This is a genomic window from Parapedobacter sp., from assembly GCF_053550995.1.
Genome location: NZ_JBMQOC010000094.1, coordinates 1 through 24,892, shown reverse-complemented (window position 1 = coordinate 24,892; position 24,892 = coordinate 1). Strand labels below are relative to the sequence as shown.

General features: G+C 55.1%; 20 protein-coding genes. 19 read left to right on the top strand and 1 reads right to left on the bottom strand.

Features of this window, described 5'->3' with window-relative positions; translation table 11 throughout:
• Positions 1 to 116 precede the first annotated feature (116 nt).
• Genes ACO1NT_RS12715 through ACO1NT_RS12700 form a run of 4 tightly spaced genes read left to right on the top strand, consistent with a single transcriptional unit; the run spans position 117 to position 3,778 of the window.
• The gene (locus ACO1NT_RS12715) at positions 117 to 1,043 is read left to right on the top strand and encodes a DUF5107 domain-containing protein (RefSeq protein ID WP_449049015.1); all 927 of its coding nucleotides are present in this window, start codon (positions 117 to 119) and stop codon (positions 1,041 to 1,043) included.
• Positions 1,044 to 1,079: 36 nt separating this feature from the next.
• Entirely contained in the window at positions 1,080 to 2,255 is a 1,176-nt protein-coding gene (locus ACO1NT_RS12710; RefSeq protein ID WP_449049014.1) for a mandelate racemase/muconate lactonizing enzyme family protein, read from the top strand.
• Entirely contained in the window at positions 2,256 to 3,014 is a 759-nt protein-coding gene (locus ACO1NT_RS12705) for an SDR family NAD(P)-dependent oxidoreductase (RefSeq protein WP_449049013.1), read from the top strand.
• 8 nt (positions 3,015 to 3,022) lie between these two features.
• Positions 3,023 to 3,778 carry an SDR family NAD(P)-dependent oxidoreductase gene (locus ACO1NT_RS12700; protein WP_449049012.1) on the top strand — a complete coding sequence of 252 codons (756 nt, stop codon included), beginning with the start codon at positions 3,023 to 3,025 and terminating at the stop codon, positions 3,776 to 3,778.
• Positions 3,779 to 3,833: 55 nt separating this feature from the next.
• Here the strand turns inward: ACO1NT_RS12700 and ACO1NT_RS12695 are convergent, their stop codons facing one another.
• Positions 3,834 to 4,916 (bottom strand): LacI family DNA-binding transcriptional regulator, encoded by a 1,083-nt coding sequence (locus tag ACO1NT_RS12695; protein ID WP_449049011.1) that lies wholly within the window; start codon positions 4,914 to 4,916, stop codon positions 3,834 to 3,836.
• A 145-nt stretch (positions 4,917 to 5,061) separates the two neighbouring features.
• Between ACO1NT_RS12695 and ACO1NT_RS12690 the strand changes: the two genes are divergently transcribed.
• From ACO1NT_RS12690 to ACO1NT_RS12620, 15 genes are all read left to right on the top strand, one after another.
• Positions 5,062 to 6,342, top strand: a complete 1,281-nt coding sequence (locus ACO1NT_RS12690; protein ID WP_449049010.1) for an MFS transporter — start codon at positions 5,062 to 5,064, stop codon at positions 6,340 to 6,342.
• Between the two features lie 29 nt (positions 6,343 to 6,371).
• Positions 6,372 to 7,247, top strand: coding sequence for a sugar phosphate isomerase/epimerase family protein (locus tag ACO1NT_RS12685; RefSeq protein WP_449049009.1), 876 nt, complete (start codon positions 6,372 to 6,374; stop codon positions 7,245 to 7,247).
• The gene (locus ACO1NT_RS12680; protein WP_449049008.1) at positions 7,244 to 8,398 is read left to right on the top strand and encodes a Gfo/Idh/MocA family protein; all 1,155 of its coding nucleotides are present in this window, start codon (positions 7,244 to 7,246) and stop codon (positions 8,396 to 8,398) included. The genes ACO1NT_RS12685 and ACO1NT_RS12680 overlap by 4 nt, the downstream gene beginning before the upstream one ends.
• Positions 8,399 to 8,429: 31 nt before the next feature.
• On the top strand, positions 8,430 to 9,332 hold the full coding sequence (locus ACO1NT_RS12675; RefSeq protein WP_449049007.1) for a phytanoyl-CoA dioxygenase family protein: 903 nt from the start codon (positions 8,430 to 8,432) through the stop codon (positions 9,330 to 9,332).
• Between the two features lie 11 nt (positions 9,333 to 9,343).
• A complete protein-coding gene (locus tag ACO1NT_RS12670; RefSeq protein WP_449049006.1) occupies positions 9,344 to 11,464 on the top strand; it encodes an outer membrane protein assembly factor BamB family protein in 2,121 nt (706 codons plus the stop codon).
• A 4-nt stretch (positions 11,465 to 11,468) separates the two neighbouring features.
• The gene (locus tag ACO1NT_RS12665; protein WP_449049005.1) at positions 11,469 to 12,389 is read left to right on the top strand and encodes a sugar phosphate isomerase/epimerase family protein; all 921 of its coding nucleotides are present in this window, start codon (positions 11,469 to 11,471) and stop codon (positions 12,387 to 12,389) included.
• A gap of 37 nt (positions 12,390 to 12,426) precedes the next feature.
• Positions 12,427 to 13,323: a sugar phosphate isomerase/epimerase family protein gene (locus ACO1NT_RS12660; protein ID WP_449049003.1), complete on the top strand. Its 897-nt coding sequence runs from the start codon at positions 12,427 to 12,429 to the stop codon at positions 13,321 to 13,323.
• Between the two features lie 168 nt (positions 13,324 to 13,491).
• Positions 13,492 to 16,578 carry a SusC/RagA family TonB-linked outer membrane protein gene (locus tag ACO1NT_RS12655; RefSeq protein ID WP_449049002.1) on the top strand — a complete coding sequence of 1,029 codons (3,087 nt, stop codon included), beginning with the start codon at positions 13,492 to 13,494 and terminating at the stop codon, positions 16,576 to 16,578.
• 8 nt (positions 16,579 to 16,586) lie between these two features.
• Positions 16,587 to 18,398 carry a RagB/SusD family nutrient uptake outer membrane protein gene (locus ACO1NT_RS12650; RefSeq protein WP_449049000.1) on the top strand — a complete coding sequence of 604 codons (1,812 nt, stop codon included), beginning with the start codon at positions 16,587 to 16,589 and terminating at the stop codon, positions 18,396 to 18,398.
• Positions 18,399 to 18,479: 81 nt separating this feature from the next.
• Complete coding sequence (locus tag ACO1NT_RS12645; protein WP_449048999.1) at positions 18,480 to 19,796, top strand: hypothetical protein; 1,317 nt, start codon at positions 18,480 to 18,482, stop codon at positions 19,794 to 19,796.
• A 17-nt stretch (positions 19,797 to 19,813) separates the two neighbouring features.
• Positions 19,814 to 20,851, top strand: coding sequence for a Gfo/Idh/MocA family oxidoreductase (locus tag ACO1NT_RS12640; protein WP_449048998.1), 1,038 nt, complete (start codon positions 19,814 to 19,816; stop codon positions 20,849 to 20,851).
• A 34-nt stretch (positions 20,852 to 20,885) separates the two neighbouring features.
• On the top strand, positions 20,886 to 21,935 hold the full coding sequence (locus tag ACO1NT_RS12635; RefSeq protein ID WP_449048997.1) for an alcohol dehydrogenase catalytic domain-containing protein: 1,050 nt from the start codon (positions 20,886 to 20,888) through the stop codon (positions 21,933 to 21,935).
• A gap of 56 nt (positions 21,936 to 21,991) precedes the next feature.
• Positions 21,992 to 23,524, top strand: a complete 1,533-nt coding sequence (locus ACO1NT_RS12630) for a xylulokinase (protein WP_449048996.1) — start codon at positions 21,992 to 21,994, stop codon at positions 23,522 to 23,524.
• Entirely contained in the window at positions 23,517 to 24,467 is a 951-nt protein-coding gene (locus ACO1NT_RS12625) for a shikimate dehydrogenase family protein (protein WP_449048995.1), read from the top strand. The genes ACO1NT_RS12630 and ACO1NT_RS12625 overlap by 8 nt, the downstream gene beginning before the upstream one ends.
• 30 nt (positions 24,468 to 24,497) lie before the next feature.
• A partial coding sequence (locus ACO1NT_RS12620; protein WP_449048994.1) for a glucose-6-phosphate isomerase family protein occupies positions 24,498 to 24,892 on the top strand: 395 nt, incomplete at its 3' end.

Sequence of the window (24,892 nt, the reverse complement as noted above, 5' to 3'; positions counted from 1 at the left end):
CTCCGAACGTAATGGGGAGATGGTCGGAAAAGCATATGCCGAAGGCTACCGGCAGCACCTGGGCTTTAGCTATCCGCAAGATAACTTATTAAAGAGCATATTGCATCCTTTTATATATGAAAGAAAATAATAATATTTTGGTCGAACAGCGGGTGGAGCATGACTTGGATATCCTTACGATCGAAAATGATTACCTACGGGTAGATGTTATTCCGGCATTGGGCGGTAAGATCAGTAGCATCTACAATAAGCAATTGGACAAGGAATTTTTGTGGAATAATGCAGCGCTTTCGCTTCAGAAAAACCAAACCGGCGATGATTATGATTCCAATTTTTGGGGAGGTATCGATGAATTGTTGCCCAACGATATTCCCGAACGTATCGACGGGATAGATTATCCAGACCATGGCGAGCTGTGGACGACACGGCTCGATTATTCGGTATCGGAAGATGATGTCTCCGTGTATGGCGTTTTGCCGTTAAGCGGCTTGTATTACAAGAAAACGATCCGTCTATCTATGGATGCTCCAAAGGTTACGCTGCAATACAATATGGTCAACCGGTCGACAGAACGTCGCCGTTTTTTATGGAAACTGCACGCCGCCTTGCGTATCAGCGAAGGCGACCAATTATTCAGCCCCGCCACAAAAGCAAAGATCGTCAGCCCCGGGGCCTCCCGTTTCGCGGAGACCGGTGAATTTACATGGCCCGTTATGAACGGCATCGATGCATCCATCGTACCCGAAAAGAACAACACCATGGACTTCTTTTACCTCTACGAATCACCCGAGGGAACCATGGGTTTGATGGTGGACAAGGGGCGCAGCCGGTTTTCTTATCATTATGATCAGGCCATATTCCCGTATCAATGGTATTTCGCGTCTTATGGGCGGTTTAGAAATCATTATACCGCAATTCTGGAGCCAGCTTCAGCGATGCCGGTCAGTGTCAATGAAGCGGCAGATCTAAAACAATGCTCCGTATTGCGGCCTGGCGAAACATTCGACACACAAGTAGTGATCTACGCTGGTTCGAATCAATAGTTGAAAACATCAAAACAATCATATATAGCAAAGAAGATGAAGATAGAGTCCGTTGATTTTTTTTATTTGAGTATGCCCGAAGTGTTAGACATCGGCGATGGTAGTCAGGATGCAACTTTAGTTAGGGTACGCGCCGGTGGCCTTGAAGGCTGGGGCGAATGTGAGGCGGCACCGTTGCCGACCATTGCTGCGTATGTATGCCCGATGTCTCACAGTGCATGTAAACCCGTGAGATACGGGGTGGAGGGAATGCCACTCAATGAACCGGAAGACATCCGTAAAATCGCACAGAAAGTCCATGCCCATAGTTTTGATCTCTTACAGGCCGACCATACGCTTTCAGGTATTGATATTGCCCTTTGGGACTTGTTGGGTAAAAAATTGGACGAGCCGGTTTATAAATTGTTAGGTTACAAAAAAGCATTTCCGAAAACTCCCTATGCTTCCCAACTTTTTGGAGATACGCCGGAACAAACGTATGAGAAAGCGATTGAATCGAAAAAATCGGGCTATCGTGCCGTTAAATTCGGCTGGGGGCCGATTGGAAGGGATAGTGCGGCCGTAGATGCAGCTCATTTTCGGTCAGCACGCGAGGGGTTGGGCAAAGATGCGTACCTGATGATTGATTTGGGGACGGTATGGGGAGAAGGTGTAGCGGCGGCCCGCGAGCGATTGGCCGCATTGAAAGAAGTAAATGCCTATTGGTTGGAAGAACCCTTTACAAACATGGCCCTGGGGCCCTACGGTGAATTGGCGAAAAGTGAGCCGCAGGTTCGCCTTGCCGCCGGAGAAGGATGTAATAACTATGTACAGGCTGCCGCGATGCTCAACTATGCTGGACTCGGATTTATCCAGATCGATACGGGCCGCATAGGCGGTATCACTCCCGCGAAGCGGGTGGCCGACGACGCGGCTGCGAAAGGAATTACGTATGTGAACCACACGTTTACCTCGCATTTAGCACTCAGTGCATCGCTGCAGCCTTATGCGGGTTTGGAAAAAGATGTTATCTGTGAATATCCGGTGGAACCGAAGCAACTCGCACTAGACATCACGACGAATAAGATCCTTCCGGATGCGAATGGCCAGGTTTCGGTGCCGGATGCGCCGGGCCTGGGGGTAAACGTGCAGATAGAAACGTTGAAGAAGTATGTCGTAGAGACCGAAATCCGCGTTGGCGGAACATGGTTGTACCGAACACCGACGATATAGATGGACAATAGAAGATTTGAAAACCAAGTGGCCATCATATCTGGCGGAGCCGATGGATTGGGAAAAGCGATTGCGCTCCGGTTGGCGGCGGAAGGGGCGAAGGTGGCGTTATTTGATTTGAACGACCAGAAATTACAAGCGACGATACACGAACTCGAGGGCCTCGGTGGAGAGGCACTGGGGGTACGCGTGGATATCGTAAGCGAACACGAGGTAATAGCCGGGTACGAAGCGGTTATCAAAAAATTTGGGAGGGTCGATGTGGTCATTAATTCTGCCGGTATAGTAGGGCCCACAAGCACGTCCATATTGGAATATGGCGTAGACGATTTTGATCGCATTTATCGCGTGAACCTCCGCGGTGCCTTTTTGATGGCTAAGTATGGGTTGACGCATATGGAGAAGTGCCAATACGGGCGCATGCTATTGATAGCGTCCATAGCGGGGAAAGAAGGGAATCCGTTCATGGCCGGCTATTCGGCGACGAAGGCCGGCGTAATCGGTTTGGTAAAAGGATTGGGGAAGGAGTTTGCCAACAACGGGATTACCATTAATGGTCTAGCTCCTGCGGTGATCAAAACAGCGATGAACGAAGATACCGACCCGGAACAACTGGCTTATATGGCCAGTAAGATCCCGATGGGGCGCCTGGGCACCGTGGCGGAGGTAGCAGCGATGGCGAGCTTCATTGTTTCGCCCGAAAACAGCTTTTCAACAGGGTTTATATACGATATTTCCGGTGGTCGGGCCACCTATTAACAAACTATATGTCAAGAAAGAAAGTAGTGGTTTTAGGCGGTTCTTCCGGAATTGGGAAAGCAATTGCCGAGCGTTTTGCGAGAGAAGGGTGGCTGGTCATCATTGCTTCATCAGACCCCGCTAAATTGGAGGCGGCTTTCGCTGGTTTGGTGGGCAGTGGCCACGAAGCCATTCAGTTGGATATCCGCGATGATGCGCGCTTGGCGCATTTTGTATCCCATATCCGCACAGAGCATGCAGACTTCGATGTGCTCATCAACAGCATCGGGGTATCCGAGCACATGCCCATCTTGGAGGCCGATTTTGCCCAATGGGATGATGCCTTGCAGGTGATGTTGTATGGAACGGTAAAAAGTTGCCGGGCATTGCTGCCGTATATGAAACAGGGCGGCCGCCTTATCCACATCACGTCCATCCATCACGAACGGGTGGAAAGGGGCAGTTCCGCCTACGGCATGGCGAAGGCGGCCATCACCCAGTTTACGCGCTCGCTGGCGCTGGAGATGGCTCCGCGGAATATTTTGGCCAACACCATTGCACCGGGTTTCATCGACACACCGATGTCGGTGGATGGCAATGGCCAAAGCGAGCTGGAAACCGAATGGTTCCACGATAATTACATAAAATACGATCACCTGCCGTTGAAGCGCCCCGGGAAACCGGAGGAGGTTGCCGGCGTGGCTTATTTCCTGGCGGGGCCGGATGCATCTTACATGACCGGTTCCGTGGTCACCGTGGACGGCGGGTTGACGATTACCTTTTAGCGGGCCCTGGGGGCACTGGTAAGGTAGGCTTACCAATAAAGGTGCGTCTCCGGCTTTAGAAAAGCACGGCGTCCCTCAGCTCAATCCGGTTGTAGTATTTGATGTTGGTGGGTGTGATGATGTCAATGGGCACAAAGATTTCGGCGCTGGGCTTTTTCTTCAGGACGAGGTATTCGTACAATACCTTGACCCCCTTATAGGCCTGCATCTGTGGCTGCTGCGAAATCAGGAAGCTGATGTGCTCTTTTTTCAGGTAATCGATGTTCTCGTCGATCAGGTCATAGCCGATGAGGCAGCGCTTGTCGAGGAGGCTGGTGGGAAGCAGGCGGACCAGTTTATGGATGTCGTTGGTCACGAAAATGCCCGATAGGGACGGCGTCGACCGGACGATGTCGAGCAGTTCCGCCGCAATCGTTTGCTCATCGGCCACCTCGTTCTCGTAGGTGACCAGCCGGTTGTTCTTATTTTCGAAATAGGTGCGGAAACCGGCCTCGCGGTTGGCGAAATGGAGGTGGTTGTCGTCTTTTTTCTTAATGGTGGCAATCAGGATCTCGGAGCGCTCGGGCACGCATCGCCCCATGATCTCGGCGGCCGTGTAGCCGCTGTCGCCCGAATGCTGGCCGATGAACGACAATTGCCCCAGTCCGCTGATATTACTATCGAAGAAGACCACCGGGACATGGTTCCTGGCCGTGGCGTTGAGCAGCCGCGCGGTATCGTCATGGAATACCGGCACCATCAATATGCCCTGGAAATTGCCGAGAATGGCCTTTGAAACGGCGTCTTTAAACGAAAGCACATCGTTTTGGCTGAAGGGCAGCATTTCGAGCTTGATGCCGTAGGGGCGCAGTTCGACCATCGCCGCATCGAACCCATGCTGGTGTTGCCCCCAGTAGGGGATGTCGTTCGTAGCGTAAGGCATCAGCACCGCAATGCGGTATTCCTTGGCCGATTTGAGCCGGCTGGCGAAAATATTGGGTTGGTACCCCAGCTCCTCGATGGCTTTCAGGATTTTGGCTTCGGTAGCCTTTGAAACGCCGCCGCGGTTGTTGAGGATCTTGTCTACCGGGCCGGTCGATACGCCGGCGTAACGCGCGATGTCTTTTATTCCTATGGTTGGTTTCTCCGGGGCACCCATTGTTTTCTATGATAAGCTTGCCGCGCAAAATTAAGAAAAATAGTCAACGTTCACTTTTTTTTAAAAAAATTTGGTGGATTGAAAGTTAATCTCTAAAATTGCAAGCAAATAGTCAACGTTGACTATTCGGAAACCAATTGGAATTATGGTCGGTAACATAAACACGAAACGAATTTACAAAGCATCTTGCGTAGCCTTGGTGGTGACGGCGCTGACCTTTGCGATCCGGGCCAACCTGCTGGGCGTTTTGGGAGAGGAATTCGAGCTGACCGCGATGCAGGTGGGGAATGTGGCGGCCGCGGCTTTTTGGGGGTTTACCGGCGCGATGGTGCTGGGCGGGGTATTGTGCGACTGGATCGGGATGGGGCGGCTGTTTCTGCTGGCGTTCCTGGGGCATGCCATCGGTATCGTATGGACCATTTTTTCATCCGACTACTGGTCGCTGTTCCTATCTACGCTGTTGGTGGGCCTGGCCAATGGGTTTGTCGAATCGGCAAGCTACTCCATGTTGAGCAGTATCTATGCAAACGACGACAAGACCAAACGGATAAACGATTGGCACATCTGGTTTCCGGGCGGGATCGTCATCGGCGGCGTATTGGCTTACCTATTGAGCGCTGCCGGTTTTAACTGGAAGATCCAGATGGTAGTGATGTTGATTCCCACCTTGGCGTACGGTGCCATGTTCTGGAAGCAGCGTTTCCCCAAATCCGAACGGGTGAAACTTGGCGTGTCGGACCGGGAGATGTTCCGTGCCTGCCTCAGCCCGCTGTTCCTGTTGATGCTGTGCTGCATGTTGCTTACCGCGGCAACCGAGTTGGCTACCAACCAGTGGATAGTGGAACTGCTGTCGTCGGTGGGTGTACCATCCATCTTGTTGCTGGTGTTTATCAACGGCATCATGACCCTCGGCAGGGCAAATGCGAGGTACATCCTGCAACGCATCAGCGTGACGCAACTGCTGTTGGTATCGGCCCTCCTTTCTTTTGCGGGTTTGCAGTTGCTGGGATATGCGCAAGGTTACCTATCTTTCGTGGCGGCGGCGATTTTTGCCATGGGCATCTGTTTTTTCTGGCCCACGATGATCGGATTCGTATCGGAGAACCTGCCGAAAACCGGCCCGCTGGGTTTATCGCTCATGGGCGGGGCCGGGCTTTTTTCCACCGCACTGGCCTTGCCCTGGCTGGGCCAGATCTACGATATCCATTTGTTGGACGCCCTGCCCGTTGGTTTTTCCATCGAGCAGCTCAAGGGGTCGGCCGATGGGGCCGAAATGCAGCTTTGGGCAGAGATGAAGTTGCATGCCGGCGCATATACGCTGCGCCTGGCCTCGGTGCTGCCCGGGGTGCTCGTGATCGTATTTGCCATCCTCCACTTATCGAGGCGCAAGCGCGCTTCGGCCAAGGTGAGTACGGTGATCCAGTAAGTTGATGATTTAATACATGAAAAGAAGACATGATGAAAGTAGGAATAGATAGTTATTGCTTCCACCGCTTATTCGGTGAGGTCTATCCTGGCCAGGACAGGCCGGAAAAGGAATTGAGCTTCGAAGGGTTCATGGAAAAAGTAGATGGTCTGGGCATTGATGGCGTCTCCCTGGAGTCGTGTTTCATCCCCCGATTCGACGATGCGTACCTAGCTGGCATCAAGTCGTGGCTGGACCGCTCGGGCTATGACCGCGTGTATGCGTGGGGGCACCCCGATGGGCTGGAAGGGGGGCAGAACCAACAGGCATTTGAAGAAATGCTGGCGCACATCGAATACGCGCCCAAGATCGGGGCCAACGTGATGCGGGTGGTGGGCAGCAGCCTGGAGTTCCGGTTCCTCCCCCACGAGCCGCAATTGGAAACCCTGTCGGAAATGTTTGCCGAAGCCACGAAGGTGGCCGCCAAACTCGGCGTGAAACTCGCCGTGGAGAACCACATCGACTACAACTCGGACGAGATACTGCGCTTGGTCAACAACGTGAACTCCCCATATTTCGGTGTCAACTTCGACTCGGGCAACTTCCTCCGGGTGCTGGACGACCCGATCCAGGCGATGGAAAAGCTGGCGCCGCACGTGTTTGCCACCCACATCAAAGACATGGTACCCGTTAAAGGGGTGCCCGTAAACGAGTGGTACTTTTTTTCTTGCGTACCCACGGGGAAGGGGCTGATTGCCAATGACAGGCTCGCGCAGCTGCTCGCAGACCAGGGCTATACGGGCTTTTTGGCCGTGGAGGTGGATTTCCTGCACCCGGATTACCGGAATGAGGAGGAAGCCGTGGTAAAGGAAAGCATACAGGAGTTGAAAAATATTGCCCATCGCTTAAAATCGAGGAACCAATGAAACGTGTCAATGTCGGCATCATCGGGTATAAATTCATGGGCCGCGCCCATAGCAACGCATGGCTGAAAGCGCCCCTGTTCTTTGATACCAAGGCCCAGCCCGTGCTGAAGGCGGCCTGTGGCCGCCACGAAAAGGATGTCGCGGCGTTCGCCGAAAAGTGGGGCTGGGAAGAGGTGGAAACCGACTGGCGGAAGGTCGTTGAACGCGACGACATCGACATCATCGATATCGCCACGCCCCAGTACCTGCACCACGAAATCGCCCTCGCCGCGGCACGCGCGGGGAAGCATATTTTTTGCGAAAAGCCCATGGCGATGGACACCCGGCAGGCGGAAGAGATGCTGCAGGCGTGTACGGACAATAAGGTGACCCATTACTTGAACCACAACTACCGGCGGGTGCCGGCGGTGGCGTTGGCCAAGCAGCTGATCGCATCGGGCGAGATCGGTACCATCTACCATTGGCGGTGTGCCTACCAACAGGACTGGATCACGGACCCGGAGTTCCCGCTAACGTGGCAGCTGCGGGCTGAAACGGCCAAGGCAGGCCCGCAATGGGACCTCAACTCCCATTGCGTCGATCTGGCGCAGTACCTTATCGGCGGCATCACCGAAGTGACCGCCATGGTGGCTGATTTCATCAAGACACGGCCGTTGGCCGAGGAACAGCAGACAGGCAACCTGAAAGCCGGGGCCAGCGGGTTGGGTACGGGCGATGTCACCGTGGAAGATGCCGCGCTGATGATGGTGCGGTTCAGGAACGGGGCGGTGGGTTCGTTCGAGGCCACGCGATTTGCCAATGGCCGGAAGAACCGCCTTACGTTCGAGGTGTATGGAAGTGAAGGCAGCCTGGCCTTCGACCTGGAAAACCTCAATGAACTCAAATATTACGACAACCGCGGCAAAGCAGGCATGAAAGGGTTTGCCACGATATTGGCGACGGACGGGAGCCACCCTTATGTGGAACGTTGGTGGCCGGCCGGCCATATCATCGGGTATGAACACACATTTGTGCATGCGGTAGCCGACTTCCTCGATGCCATCGCAACGGATGGCCCCATCGCGCCGAATTTTGAAACCGGCCTGGAAACCATCCGCGTGCTCGAAGCGGGGCTTCAGTCGGCCGCGCAACGGAAGACCATATTTTTATAGTTACAATCACTCGAAATAGATAGACAAAACCATGGAAGTTTCATTAAAGGACCAGTTCCTCAAGGAAGGTTACGTGATCATTGATGTGCTCAAGGAAAGCGAAATCGAGGGTTTCCGCACGCTGATGGATGCACTGCTCAATCCGGAGATCAAGGCCGACCCTACCGGCGGCACGCTCAGCGCCGCTTTCCAGCACCTCGGCGACCAGCTGGCCGACTTCGGCAAGGAAGCGAGGCAGTATTATTTCCACCTCCTTACCAAGCGCGGTACGGAATCCATCCACCATGCTTTCCACCACCCGGTGATCTTGGCGGCGGTGGAGCAGATACTGGGCCCCGACCTGATCGTTAACAACGCCTCCATCCTGGCCGCCAACGAAGGTACTTCCTATTCGTTGGGCTGGCATAGGGACGTGATCCAAATACCCGAAGAAGACATCGAAGACTGGCTCTTCTCGCCCGATCGGTTCCACAACAGCGTGCAGATCAACCTGCCCCTGGTAGACGAAAGCTCTTTGTGGATCGTGCCACGGAGCCATAATCGCCCGAATACGGCGGCGGAAGATGCCGCATTCGGCGGAACGAAGCATTATGCACCCGTCGGCGCGGAAATGCCGGGTGGCATGCCGGTGCCCCTCAAAGCCGGCCAGGCGGTGCTATACAACAATAACCTCATCCATCGCGGCTATACGGAAGTGATGCAGGTGCCGCGGCGGACATTGCACATGGGCTACCACAGTGCGGCTTACCCGCCTACCTGGCATTTCTATTTGCTGGATGACCAACTGCTTACGGACGAGTACCTCGAAACACTCAGCCCCACCATGCGGCGGATGATGAATGAATACCTGGCGTGCAGGAAGAAGTACCCGAACATGGAGGACACCTGGAAGTGGGCATACAATTTCCCCTATAAATCGGCCACGGACAATTAGTTTTCTACGATATGCGGCTCTACATTACCTTATTTTTCTCGATGCTGGCATTCGCGGGATGCCAGGCGCCCCAACCTTTTTCCGAGGCCGACTGGGCGTATCCCGGCGGTACCGCCGGCCAGACCAAATATTCTTCGCTGGACCAGATCGACACATCCAATGTGGCCGAGCTGGAAGTGGCCTGGGTATTCCACTCGGGCGTGACATCCGGCAACGTGCAAATGAACCCCCTCATCGTGGATGGTACGGTCTATATCACCACGCCCCTGCAGGAGGTGATTGCCGTGGATGGCGCGACGGGCGAACAGGTTTGGCGGTTTAACCCCGCGCGGGAAGGCGAGCAGTTCGGTGGGATCAATAGGGGCATTTCCTTCTGGCGGAAGCAAGGTGAGCGGGATCGGATATTTTTCACGAGCGGCGGTTTCCTGAACGCGATCTATGCAGCGGACGGATCGCCGGTGCCCGGATTTGGGAACCAGGGCCGCATTTCGTTGAACGACGGATTAGTGAAGCCGGCTGAACAGATGGGCATCACCTCCCCCGGTGCCCCGGTTGTCTATGGCGACCTGGTGATCGTGGGTGCCATGACGTGGTCTTCGCCGGCAAATGTAAGTGCCTTCAATGTGCATACCGGTGAACGTGAGTGGGTTTTCCATACCATCCCGCAACCGGGCGAGTATGGGTACGACACATGGGGGAAGGACGATTTTTGGAAGACCGGCGGTGGCGTAAACGTATGGGGCGGGCTCAGCGTTGACCTGGAGCATGGCGCGGTGTATTTTGCAACCGGCCAGCCCAAAGCCGATTTTTATAGGCCGGATAATGAGGGCGAGCAACTGTTTGGCAATTCCATTGTGGCACTGGATGCGAAAACGGGCGAGCGGATGTGGCACTACCAGGCCATACACCACGACCTGTGGGATCTGGACCTGCCCTGTGCGCCCATCCTGACCACCCTTCATAAAGAAGGGAAACAGATACCGGGCGTGGTGCAACTGACGAAGACCGGCAACGTGCTCCTATTCAACCGGCTTACCGGTGAACTGCTGTCTGAGGTGGAAGAGCGGCCGGTGCCGGCGAGTACGCTGGCCGGCCAATATGCCTTCCCCACGCAGCCGTTCGTGAAATGGCCGGAACCCTTTTCCAAGCAGGTGGTCACGGCCGACGACTTAACGGATATCAGCGAAGAAGCCCACGCCTATGCGCTTGAACGGTTCAATAATGCCGATGCGGGATGGTACATCCCCCCGTCTACCAAAGGGATCATCTATTACGGCATACATGGCGGCGCCGAATGGGGTGGCGGGTCTTACGATCCGATCGACCAGGTGATGTATGTCAATTCCAATGAACTGGCTTGGCACATCACGATGCAGGATGTCAACAACGAAGCGCCGGAGGCCGGCTCCGGGAAAGGCAAGGGCGAACACGGCGGCCACCGGCTGTTCCTGGCCAGTGGGTGCGCAAGCTGCCACGGCGCCGACCGCCAGGGGCTGGGGGGAACGCCCGTGTTACGGAACCTCTCGGAGAAATACACGCAAAAGGATGTTGCCGATATCATCAAGAAGGGAAAGGGTGCCATGCCGCCCTTTGCCCACCTGCCGGAGGATGATGTGCAACTGATTGCATCGTACCTGCTGGATATGGAAGCGGCAGGTGGCGACGGGGAAGAAGAAGGCGTAAAACCATACTACAATTCGACGGGGTACGTCAAGTTTCTCGATGAGCAAGGCTATCCGGCCACGAAACCGCCATGGGGGACGCTGAATGCGATCGACCTCAAATCGGGCAAGATCAAATGGAAGGTACCCCTGGGCGAATATCCGGAGCTGACCGCGAAAGGGATACCGTTAACCGGGACGGAGAATTTCGGGGGTAGCATCGCCACCGCGGGCGGGCTGGTGTTTGTGGGGGCCACGCGCGATGAGCGCTTCCGGGCGTTCGATAAAAATACCGGTGAGATACTATGGGAAACGAAACTGCCATTCGGCGGGTTTGCAGTACCCAGTACATACAGCGTGGATGGGAAGCAATATGTGGTCATCCCCGCTACCGGTGGCGGAAAGTTGGGCACCACCACGGGCGACGCTTACGTGGCATTTGCCCTGCCCGATCGTTCAGTGGAAAAATGATATCATGACACAACAAATTATCTGGAAATTCGGCGCCTGCATGCGGGCGGTCCTCATGGCCGCCGCTTGCCTGACGGCCCTGAAAGGGGCTACCGCCCAGCCATCGACCGGCGATGTTTTTGCCGCCGACAAGCTGGCCGCATGGTGTATCGTTCCGTTCGATGCCGCGCAGCGCACCCCCGAAGCCCGCGCGAAGATGCTGTCCGATCTGGGGATCAGCAAATTGGCGTACGATTGGCGGGAGGAGCATATCCCGTTGTTCGACCGGGAGTGGAAGGCCCTCCGCGAAAATGGAGTGGAGCTATTCGCCTTCTGGTTGCCATCGAATACCGATCCGGCCAACGAGGCGCAGGTGGAGCAAGTGTTTGCCTTTTTGGAGCGGAACCGCATAAAAACACAGCTTTGGTACCTGCCCGGTTGGTTCACGGGCTACGAGAACCAAGTCGCAGGTTTCGACGAAATGACGCGGGAAGAGCAGGTGGAGTCTATCTCGAAGCCCATCAGGTACGTTGCCGAACGGGCCAGGGCACTGGGCTGCACGGTGGGCCTATACAACCACGGCGGCTGGTTTGGCGAGCCCGAAAACCAGATCGCCATCATCGAGCATTTGGGCATGGATAACGTGGGGATGGTCTACAATTTCCAGCATGGCAGGCACCACATCCACCGTTTTCCGGAGTTTTACCCGAAAATACAAAAGTACCTCCTATGCATCAACCTCGTGGGGCTGGCAGACGGTGACCCGGTAACGGTTACCGCTTTGGGCGAAGGCGATATCGAATACGGGCTGTTGGAAACGATTTATAAAAGCGGGTACACCGGGCCGATCAGTATCCAGAACCACCGGGCCGACCGCGATGCGGAGGCGGCGCTTATCACCGAACGGAAAGGGTTGGAAAAAATGAAAGCAGAACTAACTAAATAGACGAACTTTTAAGCATAACTTTATGAAACGAAGAGAAATGAGCCGATTAACGATGGCCGTGGCAATGGTTGCCACAGCATTGCTGGCAGGTTGTAGCGTGCTGAAGGATAAGCCCGTTAAAGACGTATTTGCGAAACAGAACCTCGTTGCGTGGTGCGTTGTCCCCTTTGATGCGAAACAGCGCGGGCCCGAAGAACGGGCACAAATGCTGTCCGACCTGGGCATTACCAAGTTGGCCTACGACTGGCGGGAACAACACATCCCGACCTTTGACGACGAGTGGCGTGCACTGAATAAACACGGCATCGACCTAACGGCCTTCTGGATGACCTCGGGCAATAACCCCCAGGATGATCGGTACATCCGGGAAATATTCGATTTTCTCGAACGCAATAAGATTTCAACGCAGATTTGGCTGCTGATGGGCGAGTGGGCAGGTTTCGGTGACCTTAGCCAACGGGATAAGGTGGCGGCGATGAGCAAACCCATCGCTTACATCGCCGATCGGGCAAAGGAACTCGGGTGCCAGGTGGCGCTATACAACCACGCTGGTTGGTTCGGCGAACCGGAAAACCAGCTTGAAATCATCGAAGCGGTGGACCGCAAGAACGTAGGCATGGTGTATAACTTCCACCACGCCCGCCTGCACCACGAACGTTTTTCGACCTTCTTCCCTAAAATAGTGCCCCACCTTTTTGCGTTGAATATCGCAGGGCTGAAAGCGGGCGTTACCGACCGCTTTTTCCGGACCGGCCAGGGCGATGTGGAAAAGGAGATGATCAGGCAGGTGTGGAAAAGTAACTACCGCGGGCCAATCGGTATCATAAACCACGATACCAACGAAGATGCCGAAAAAGGGCTGTCCGATGAAATCGACGGACTTAAGAAAATACTCAGAGAAATCGGAGATGAACGGGCATTAGCCACGTACTAACCCGCCTAACGGTTATTCCATGATAATGGCTCGCTGAACGTTTGCGGCCGGGCCCGCGCACGTCTAAAAATAGTGAACGTTGACTTTTTCGGATCCGCGTTGATGGTTATCGATTTCGGATCGAAAGAGGCCATGACTATGCAAATAAAAACCCTAACAAATTATGAGATGATGAAAAAAATCAAATTGAAACCCAATGCATTACCAGGTAATCGGGGTCGGATGTGGCTACTGTTGCTGCCCATGCTATTGTTTTCTGTGGCTGCCAGTGCGCAACATGTACTGACCGGATGGGTACTGGATGAGAACGATGACCCCCTGGCCAATGCCAGTGTGGTGATCAAAGGAAGTGAGCGCAGCGTATCCACGGATGTGGACGGTAAATTCGTTCTGGAGATCGATGGTCCCACGGATACACTGGTGATTACGTTTGTGGGTTACTATCCGCTCGAAGTGCCGGCCGGAATGGATCGCGAGCGGACATTTCCGATGACCATCGACGAAGAACAGGCCAAACTGGATGAAGTGACGGTGGTCGGCTTCGGTACGCAGAAAAAAGTGTCCGTAACGGGGGCCATCTCTACGGTGGCCGTGCGCGAATTGGCCAAAACGAGTACCCCTTCGCTTTCCAATGCCCTGGGTGGCCGGTTGCCCGGCATCATGACCAGGCAGTCGAGCGCGGAACCGGGGTCCGACCAAGCGCAGATATTTATCCGGGGATTGGGCACGTGGGGCAATCGGTCGCCGATGGTCCTGATCGACGGGGTCGAGCGCAGCCTCGATAACGTCAACGTACACGAGATCGAGAGCTTTTCGGTGTTGAAAGACGCTTCTGCTACCGCCGTTTACGGGGTTCGTGGCGCGAACGGCGTCATCGTAATTACCACCAAGAAGGGCGTGATGGGCCGGCCAAAGGTGGCCTTCCGCTCGGAGTCGGCGTTCCTTCAGCCTATCCGGCTGCCCGATTACATCAACGGTGCCGAGTACGCTAGCTTAATGAACGAGGGCCTCGAACACGTGGGCCAACGACCGCGGTGGTCTGACGAACAGATCGAGTTGTTTCGGAATGGCAACGAGCCTTACCTCTACCCGAACGTCAATTGGACAGACGAAATCATGCGGAAGAGCACGTACCAGACCATCAATAACCTGAATGTAAGTGGGGGTGGCGAAATTGTGCGCTACTACGCCAACGCCGGCTATACGGACCAGAATGGCATTTGGAAAAACGACCCGGCGAATGCCTACAAGACCAATGTGCGCATGCGGCGGTACAACCTGCGGTCGAACGTAGACGTCAACGTGAGCAACAACCTGGTACTGGAGCTTGGCATCGCCGGCATTATCCAACAGGGCGATTTCCCGGCTACGGGATCCGATGCGCTGCTCAATGCCATCCGTGTGACGCCGCCGATCGCCTACAGTGCGCGGAACCCCGACGGCAGTCCGGGTGGAACGCCGACACTGATCGGAAACAACCCGTGGGGGCTGGCTACGCAGGCAGGCTACTCGGTGCATATGCATAGCAATGTACAGGGCACCTTCTCGGCCAAATGGGACCTGTCGACCGTGGTTACCCCCGGCCTTTCCGTAAGTGGGCGGTTCTCCTACGACCACCATTACTCGGGTGGTATCAACCGGCATAAGTCGTTCGAGGTTAAATACTATACCGGTAAAGATGAGGAGACCGGCGAAGACCAATACACGGTGTTGCGTGAGGAGCAGCCCATGAATTACTGGCTGTGGAACAACTCGAACCGGGCAATCTACTCCGATTTCATCGTGAATTACGAGAAAGCCTTGGGAGACCATAACCTTTCTGGGATGGTGCTTTACAACCAGCGGGACTATATCAATATCACGGCAGGGTCTTCCATTGACGGGTTGCCGTTCAGGCGGCAGGGTATCGCCGCAAGGGCGACCTATGGCTTCAGGAACACGTATTTTGCCGAGTTCAACATGGGCTACAACGGCTCGGAAAACTTCCCCAAAGGGCAACGGTTCGGCTTCTTCCCATCCATATCGGGGGGGTGGGTAATCTCCAACGAACCGTTTATGCAGGATGTCGATTTCCTGGGCTCCCTGAAAATCCGGGGATCGTACGGACAGGTGGGTAACGATCAAATCGGTGGGCGCAGGTTCCTTTACCTTACCTCGATGAACGCCCGTACCGCCCAGGGTTACCTTTTTGGCGACCAACAGACCGGGTGGGCAGGAATCGACGAAATGCAGATCGGAACGGATGATGTGACGTGGGAGGTGTCGACGAAATCGAATGTGGGTTTCGATATGAACCTACTGAACATGATTACCCTGCAGGTAGATGCCTTCCATGAGCGTAGGGAGGGTATCCTCATCCAACGGCGCACCATCCCGAACGTTACCGGATTTAACCCATCGTCCATCCCTTTCGGCAATTTAGGCATAGCAACGAACAGGGGGATAGAGGGGATGCTTGAAGTGAAGAAAACCACGGACAACGGCGTGTTCTATTCTTTCATGGGTAATTTCACCTTCGCCCGGAGCAGAATCGAGGAAAATGACGAACCTGTGCAGCGTTGGGCCTATCAATCGGCGAAGGGACAACCCATCGACCAACCGTTCGGCCTGGTGGCGCTGGGTTTCTTCGAAAGCGATGAAGACGTAGCCAATAGCCCGAAGCAGATGTTTCAGGATGTGGTGCGGGCCGGCGACATCAAATATAAGGATGTGAACGGAGACGGCGTGGTCGACAATTTCGATGCCGTGGCGATCGGTTACCCGCGTACGCCCGAAATCATGTACGGATTTGGGGGTACCGTGGCGTACAAAAGTGTGGATGTCAGCGTCTTTTTCAATGGTGCCGGCCGTACGAGCCTCTATCTCAACGGCCCCAGTATCATGCCATTCCTGAAAGGGCAGGGTTCATACAACATCCTCAGGGAATTTTACGATAACCGGTGGACACCCGATCATATGGGGGATGCAAAGTATCCGGCGGCAACGGATGATATCAATCCGAATAATTACCGGTTTAGCACGATCTACCAACGCGATGCGAGTTATATCCGGTTGCGAAATGCGGAAATCGGGTATACGTTTCCCACACGGATTAGCCACCGCATCGGCATCGAACAGTTGCGGCTTTTCGTCAACGGGATGAACTTGGCCACATGGGATAAGGTAAAGGTCATCGATCCCGAATCGAACGATGGCGTTGGCAGCTACCCGATTCAACGGAGCATCAACTTTGGTATTCAGGTAAATTTTAACTAGTGGAAATCATGAAGAAGGGATATTTAAAACACATTTTTCTTGTGGTGCTGGTGTGCTTATTCGCCTCGTGCGAAAAGGGCTTTTTAGACAAGGCACCCGACGAAGACCTCACCATTGATGACGTCTTCGCCGAGCGACAATATGCCGAGCGCTTTTTGACGGCAACGTATAACTACTTGCCTACGGAAATTGATTTTGCCGAATTGCCGGGCAGGAACCCGTTCGTGGGGGCCTCCGACGACATGGAAATGTCGTGGCTGAACCGTTTCTCCCACCGGATGAATGGAGGCACCTGGGGGCCTAACGACGTGCCTTCGGAACAACATTGGTCCATACCTTACCAAGCCATCAGGCGACTTAACCTATTTACGGAGCATATCGTGAAAACGCCGATGGACGAGCAGGTGAAGCAGACCTGGATTGGGGAGGCCGAGTTCATGAAGGGGTTTTTCCATTTCCTGTTGGTGCGGCTGTATGGGCCCGTGCCTATCATAGCACGTTCCTACCAACCGTCTGACGATTTCAGTAACATCAAGCGCAATACGCTGTCCGAATGCGTCGAATACATCGTTGCGCGGTGCGATGACGCCATCCAGCTGTTGCCCATGACCGTACCTTCGGCTAGCAAAGGCCGCGTAACGGCTGCGGCGGCATTGGCCTTGAAGGCGAGGGTGCTGCTTTACGCGGCAAGCCCGTTGTTCAACGGCAACCCGGATTATGTGGATTATACCGATACGGAAGGAACCAAATTATTCCCGGCCTATGACGCACAGCTTTGGCAGCGGGCCGCCGATGCCGCGAAAGCCAGCATCGAACGTTCGGAAGCGGCCGGTTATCGGCTCTATCGCTCCGCGAACAATGATCCGGTACAGAACTATCAGCAGATATTCACGGAGCGGCATAACCAGGAAGTGCTTTTCGCCCGTAACCTGGGTGTCCATAGCTGGCAGGAGATGGGCGGCGCACCCAACAGCGAAGGCGGCTGGAGTGGGCTTTGCCCGTTGCAACGGCTCGTTGATGCTTATGAAATGGCCGACGGTTCTACGCCCATAACGGGGTATGGGCCAGACGGCACACCGATTATCAACACCGCTTCGGGGTACAAGGAAGAAGGCTACGCCAGTGCGGCGCATCCATCGGGCTATTATCCGGCGGGGGTACGGAGCATGTATGCCAATCGCGAGCCGCGTTTCTATGCCACGGTAAACTATAACGGGGCGATGTGGCGCGGACGGCAGCTGGAATTCTGGAACGCCGGTGCGGAGGGGAAATCCAAGGGCGGCTCCGAGCTGTATACCGTAAATGGGTATTTGCTCAAGAAATTTATGGATGAACAGAACGTCAACATCCGGGAGGGCCGCTTCGTGTTGAAAACGTGGGTGTATTTCAGGCTTGCGGAGCAATACCTCAACTATGCCGAGGCACTTAATGAAGCCCAGGGCCCGGTGGAGGCGGTATATGCCCACGTGAATGCCGTTCGCGACCGCGCGGGATTGCCCGGGCTGGCGCCCGGTTTGAGCCAAGAGGAGATGCGCGAGAAAATACGGCACGAACGGCGCATCGAGCTTTCGTTCGAAACCCACCGCTATTTTGATACCAGAAGGTGGCTGATTGCCGAACAGACGAATAAAATCGATCTCTACGGCATGAACATCCACGTGGGTACCGCCTTGGCAGACGACGCATATTATCAACGGATATACATGAAGTCGCGTGTTTTTGACAAAAAGCACTATTTGTGGCCGATTGACCAAAATACGATCAACGTGAGCCCCCTGATTGTCCAGAATCCGTTTTGGGAGGCGGGTTCAGGGAATTGATCCGCGACAGCAGACACGTGGAAATGATGTTGTTGATGAAAGATAAACGAAGAAAGCACATACCTAGTAACAGACGATTATATGAAAGCGCGCTTACAGCCCCTATTTTTTAGCCAGACCTCCTCTCAGGAATTAGCCGTACAATTATCGCATATTGATGCCCTGCTGGCGGATGAAGCCGAACTGCTCGAACCGTTGGAAGTCGGTTCGGATTTCTCCGGTGCCGATGCCGTGGTCTTGCCGGTCATCATCGGCGAGGCGTATAGCAAGGTGGACGAACTGCGGGCCATCGGTGTGCCCATTGTGGCCATTACGTCGGCATTCGGAACCGTCGCCATGTGGGATTGGGAAATTGTCACCTTCATGCGCTCCGAGGGGATCACGATCTTTTCGCCCTACACGTTGGAGCTCGCCCAGACATTCTGCCGCACCGTGCGTGTGCGGCGGGAAATGCAGACGAGTAAATTCCTGGTGTACCAGGACAACCCAGGCGATGGGATGCAGGCCGAAATATTCAAGCGTTTCTATTGGTGGGAAGACCAGTGCACCCAATTGATAAAAGAGCGGTTTGGCATCACGGTGGTCAAGAAGAGTTTCAAAGCGCTCGGCGAACGGGCGAGGCAGATCCCGGACGCCGATGCGGACGCCGTGGTGGAAGCCTGGAAGATGAAAGACATCGACCTGTCCGACCGTGCTTACCTCAGCGCCATCAAGATTTACCTCGCCCTGAAGGCGGATATTGAGGCGGACCCTTCCATCCGGGGCGCGGGCATCAACTGCTTGAATGAATCCTTTTATTCCGATACGACCCCGTGTCTGGCATGGAGCATGCTATACGAGGAAAAGGGGATCATATGGGGCTGTGAGGCGGATACCTTATCGTTGCTTACCATGTTCCTGATCAACAAATGTGCCGACTCGCCCGTGATCATGACCAACCTCTATCCGTTCCTTTCTGGGCCAACGGCGCTAAAGCATGAGCGCATCGACAAGTTTCCCGATGTGGCGCAGCCCGAAAACTGCATTCTGATCGGGCACTGCGGGTTCCAAGGCGTCATCCCCCGGTGCATGACGATCGAGTGGTCGGTCAAGCCCAAAGTGCTTGCCATTGTTGACGACAATGCCCATGCGATTGACGCGCGCCTACCCGAGGGGCCCGTTACGCTCGCGAAGTTGCATCCGAAGCTTGGCGCCATGCAGGCCATACCGGGAACCCTCGATGGATATGTGCAATATCCGGGCTCGGATTGCCGGAATGGCGCCGTGATACGGGTGAAAGACGGATATAAATTGATGGGTGCCCTTTATTCCCACCACTACTGCATTGTGCCGGGCTTGAAAACCGAAGAGATCGGGATGATGAACGACGTACTTGGGTTGACCACCGAACGCATTTGATATTAACTAGGAAATAGATGATGAGCAACAAGACCATTGGAATCGCAGTGATCGGGACCGGCCGGGCAGGCTTGATCCATGCCCGGAATTTCTCGAAAAACGTGAAACACGCCCGGTTGGTGGCGATGGTGGACAGCGACTATGGTAACCTCCAGCGGGCGGGCGACGAGCTCGGTTGCGGGTCGCTGTATACGGATTATGAGGTAGCCATTGACGAAAACCCCGACATCGATGCCATTGTGGTGGCCACGCCCACGGTACTACATAAGCGCATCGTGAAGTATGCCGCCGAGCGGGGCAAGCATATCCTTTGTGAGAAGCCGATGGCCATGGACCTTGCCGAATGCGCACAGATGAACGAAGTGGTGCAGCGGAACAAGGTCAAATTCCAGATCGGGTTTATGCGGCGCTATGACAAGAGCTTCCAGGCCGCGAAGGCGCGCATCGCCGCGGGCGAAATCGGCGACGTGGTGCAGGTCAAATCCCTGACCCATGGGCCGAGCGTGCCCCGGCCCTGGCAATACGACATTGCGAAGAGCAATGGCCCGTTGGCCGAAGTAAACAGCCACGACATCGATACCCTGCGCTGGTTCACGGCGAGTGAGTTCAAGGAGGTATATGCATTGGCCGGGAACTTCCGCTGCCCGGAAGCCCTCCCCCAGTACCCTGATTTTTACGATAACGTGAGCATGCTCTCGTCGTTCGACAACGGTACACAGGGGTTTATCGGGGGGGCTGTTTCGGTCAATTACGGCTACGACTCGCGGGTGGAAATCCTCGGCACGAAGGGCGTCCTTTTCATCGGTAGCCTCAACGCGAATACCGTATTGGCTTGCAACCGCGATGGGCTGACGCAATCGGTCATCAGTAGTTGGATGTACCTGTACGAAGGCGCATACCTCGCGGAAGACCGCGATTTCGTTGATTGTATCCTAGAAGACCGGACGCCTGTGGCCACGGGCATCGACGGGATGATGGCCGTTAAGGTGGTTAACGCCGGCAACCGGTCGATCCGCGAGCGGCGGCCGGTCCAATTGGAGGAGATGGCGAAGTAATGAATGACACTTTTTTTAATAGATGGATAGCAAGATGATGAAAGCTGCATTTTTATACAACAAGATGGACCTGCGGGTCGAGGAGGTACCGGTGCCGGCGATCGGCGATAACGAAATCCTCCTGAAGGTGCGGAGCGCCTCGGTATGCGGCACGGATGTTCGCATGCACACCCATGGGTATCGGGATGTGGACGAAGCGCATCCCCTGGTATTGGGACATGAGGTGAGCGGGGTCATTTACGCGGTAGGTAGCCATGTCGGCGATGCTTACCGCGAAGGCATGCGCGTGGCCGTTGCCCCGAATATGGGCTGTGGCCACTGTGACCTGTGCGTGAGCGGCAATACGCACCTGTGCAAAAATTACCGTGCATTTGGCATCAATATGCCCGGCGCGTTCGCCGAATACCTGGCCATCCCCGAATCGGCCATCCGCCAAGGGAACGTCGTGCCGATCCCCGATCACCTCTCCTTTGAAGAGGCTGCATTGGCCGAACCCCTCGCGTGCATATACAACGCGTTCCAGCGGCTGGCGATCACCTTGGGCGACGATGTGCTGGTCATCGGTGCGGGGCCCATCGGACTGATGCATGCCATGATGGCTAAAAAGGCCGGGGCCGCCAAGGTCATCATTTCGGATTTGAATCCAAGCCGCCTCGCTTTCGTAGACAGCAATTACGAAGGCTTTATCACGGTGCCACTCGACGAGTTGGATGCGCGGGTGAAGCAATTGACCGATGGCCGGGGCGTGGATGTCTGCATCACCGCAAACCCCTCGCCCCAGTCCCAGATCAAATCGCTCGAATTGACGGCGGTCAACGGACGCATCAATTTCTTCGGCGGCATACCAAAGGGAGCAGACCTGTCTGGTTTCGATAGCAACCTGATCCATTACCGGCAGCTGGTCGTATCGGGGACAACCCGGCAAAGTGTGAGCCAGTTCCGCAAGGTCATCAAGCTGATTGCTGACGGCGTATTGCCCGTTGACAAGCTGATTACCCACCGGTATGCACTGGACGACATCCAGTCGGCCATTGACCACATCAAGGCCGGACAGGGAATTAAACATGCCATCAATTTTTCATAGACCGAAAGGGAGATGTGCGATAAAACGGATATAGGAAACAGTGTTTTTGAGCGATTATGACGGATTATCTGATAGGAATAGATTTAGGTACGCAAGGGGTAAAGGTGGCGATTTACGACGTGGCGGGAAAATGCAGGGGTGCCGCGTTCAGGAAGTCCAACCTGTATCAGCGCAATGGGATGGTAACGGAAGACCCTGATGAACAGCTGTCCAATCTGGTCGATGCCCTATACGAAGTCATGTCGAGCACGGCCATCGACCCCAGGCGGATTGCGGCCATGGCCGTGTCGGGCCAGATGGCGGGCATTGTGGGGGTGGATAACGCTGGGCGGCATGCCACCTATTACGATTCGTGGTTGGATACGCGCTGCGCGCCCTATATGAAGCGCATGATGGAAGAAGCGGGCGATGAAATTGCGGGGAAAACCGGCTCCTATCCCAGTTATAACCACGGCCCGAAGATCCTATGGTGGATGGACGAACATCCGGATACGTACAGGAAGGTGGCTGTTTTTGTGCAGCCGGCAGCTTACCTGGCGATGCGGCTATGTGGCTTGACGGCCGAAAACGCATTCATCGATCGCACCTACGTTCATTTTTCGGGCTTTGCGGACAACAGGGCCGATGAATGGTGCACGGATTTGTGTATGCGGTTTAGGGTAGATAAGCGGAAATTGCCCCGGATCGTCGAGCCGGATGCCATCGTGGGATATTTGGCCCCGGCCATGGCAAGCCCTTGTGGCTTGGTTTCGGGTATACCCATCGTGGCGGGCTGCGGCGACACGGCGGCAAGCTTTCTGGCGGCCGGGGCTACGCGTCCGGGGATATGCGTCGATGTGGCGGGTACGGCATCGGTATTTGCCACCACCACCGCCGGAATGGTGAGCGATACGGAAAGCAAGACCTTGGCCTGCGGCCAATCCGTCATCAAGGGCCTATGGCACCCCTACGCTTATTTGAATGGTGGGGGGATGAACATCGAGTGGTGGCAGCGCAACGTCGTGGATACCTTTAGCGGCGAGCGGCCGTTCAGCGTGGAGGAGTTGGATAGGCTGTCTTCTGCCATCGCTCCCAGCGACCACGACCCGTTGTTCCTTCCCTATCTCGGCGGCCGGGTCTGTCCGGCGCAGCCCGACATAAGGGGCGGATGGTTTAATGTGGACTGGTCGCACAATGCCCCATCACTGTATCGGGCTATCCTCGAGAGTGTCGCCCTGGAATACCGGTATTACCTTTCCGTTCTGGAACGGATTGCGCCCGGTTTTTCGGCCGATGAGGTGCGCATAACGGGCGGCGGAGGCAAAAGCAACCTCTGGAACCAGATCAAAGCGGATGCCCTGCAACTGCCCGTTGTCCGTTCGGATACGGAGCAGGAAGGGGCCGCGATGGGCGCCGCGATGGTAGCCGGAAAAGGGGTGGGGCTGTTTGACGATTTGGACCTTACGGCCCAATCCTGGGCAACCAGTGGCGATGCTTTCCGGCCCGACCCGGGGATGAAGGGACTTTACGAGCGGCGACTAAAGCAATATGTCTCGATAACCGAATTATTAACCATAAACAAATCCATAAAACCCGTTAACTATGCGTAACTATTCAGCCGCCGAAAGGCCTACCATGTACTTCATTGGCGTAACGACGGCCAAGTCATCGATTATGAAGGTATTCCCGAAATGGGCCGAATTCCTGCAACTGAAGGAGGTGGAGATCAAGGGAATCGACTTCAACGTGCATGACGATCCGGGCAACTACCGCGAAGCCGTCGACTTTATCAAACACGATCCGAATTCGCTGGGCGCGCTGGTTACCACCCACAAGATGGATTTGTTGAAATCATGCAGGGACCAGTTCGATACCTTGGACGAATATGCCACGTTGATGCACGAGGTGAGCTCGATCTCCAAGCATGGCAACAAATTGGTGGGGCACGCAAAGGACCCCATTACGAGCGGGCTGTCGCTGGAGGCGTTCCTCCCGGCGGACCACTGGGAGCGGACGGGGGCCGAGGCGCTGATCCTGGGTGCCGGGGGATCCGGCATCGCATTGTCGTGGCACCTGGCCAGAAAGGAAGCCGGCCGCCATCGCCCCTCGCGGCTGATCGTAACCAACAGGAGCGAGGGGCGGATAAACGAAATGAAAGCGATCCATAAAAAGATGGGGATGGATATCCCGGTAACCTACCACGTTACGGGGGCTGACCCTGCCGCGAACGACGAAATCCTCGGGGCGTTGAAGCCCGGATCGTTGGTCGTCAACGCCACGGGGTTGGGCAAAGACGGCCCGGGGTCCCCATTGACAGACCGGGCTTCCTTTCCGCAGCAGGGCTTGGTGTGGGATTTCAACTACCGGGGTGACCTGGTTTTCCTCGGCCAGGCCCGCAGGCAACGCGCCGAAAGGGGCCTCCAAATCGAAGACGGATGGATTTATTTCCTCCACGGCTGGACGCGGGTGATCGCCGAAGTGTTCCACATCGACATCCCCACATCGGGACCTGTTTTTGACCAGCTTTCACGGATCGCATCCACTACCAGGTAAATCTATATCACTCACCATAGAAAAAAGGAAATGACAACGACAGAAAACAAATTTATGCGCCCATTCGGCGTTTACATCGATCCCGATACCGGTATCATGAAAGATCCGGCGAGAACACTCACCCGCAAGGCCTCCGATATGGCCGGCTACTATGCAGATGAAGGCGCGTTGCGGCGGTTGATCGACCAACAGAACGACCCGATGCACTACGAGGTGTTTGAAGTGCCGGTACCCGAGGAATATGGCCAGTTGATGTTCTGCATCAGCAAGCTGCAGCCGGGGGTGGTTGGCGACGAGTTTTTCATGACCAAGGGACACTACCACACGATACCGCAGACGGCGGAAATATACTATTGCCTCGGAGGTGAGGGGTATATGATGATGAACACGCCGGACGGCCAGTGCCGTACCGAACGGATGGAGCG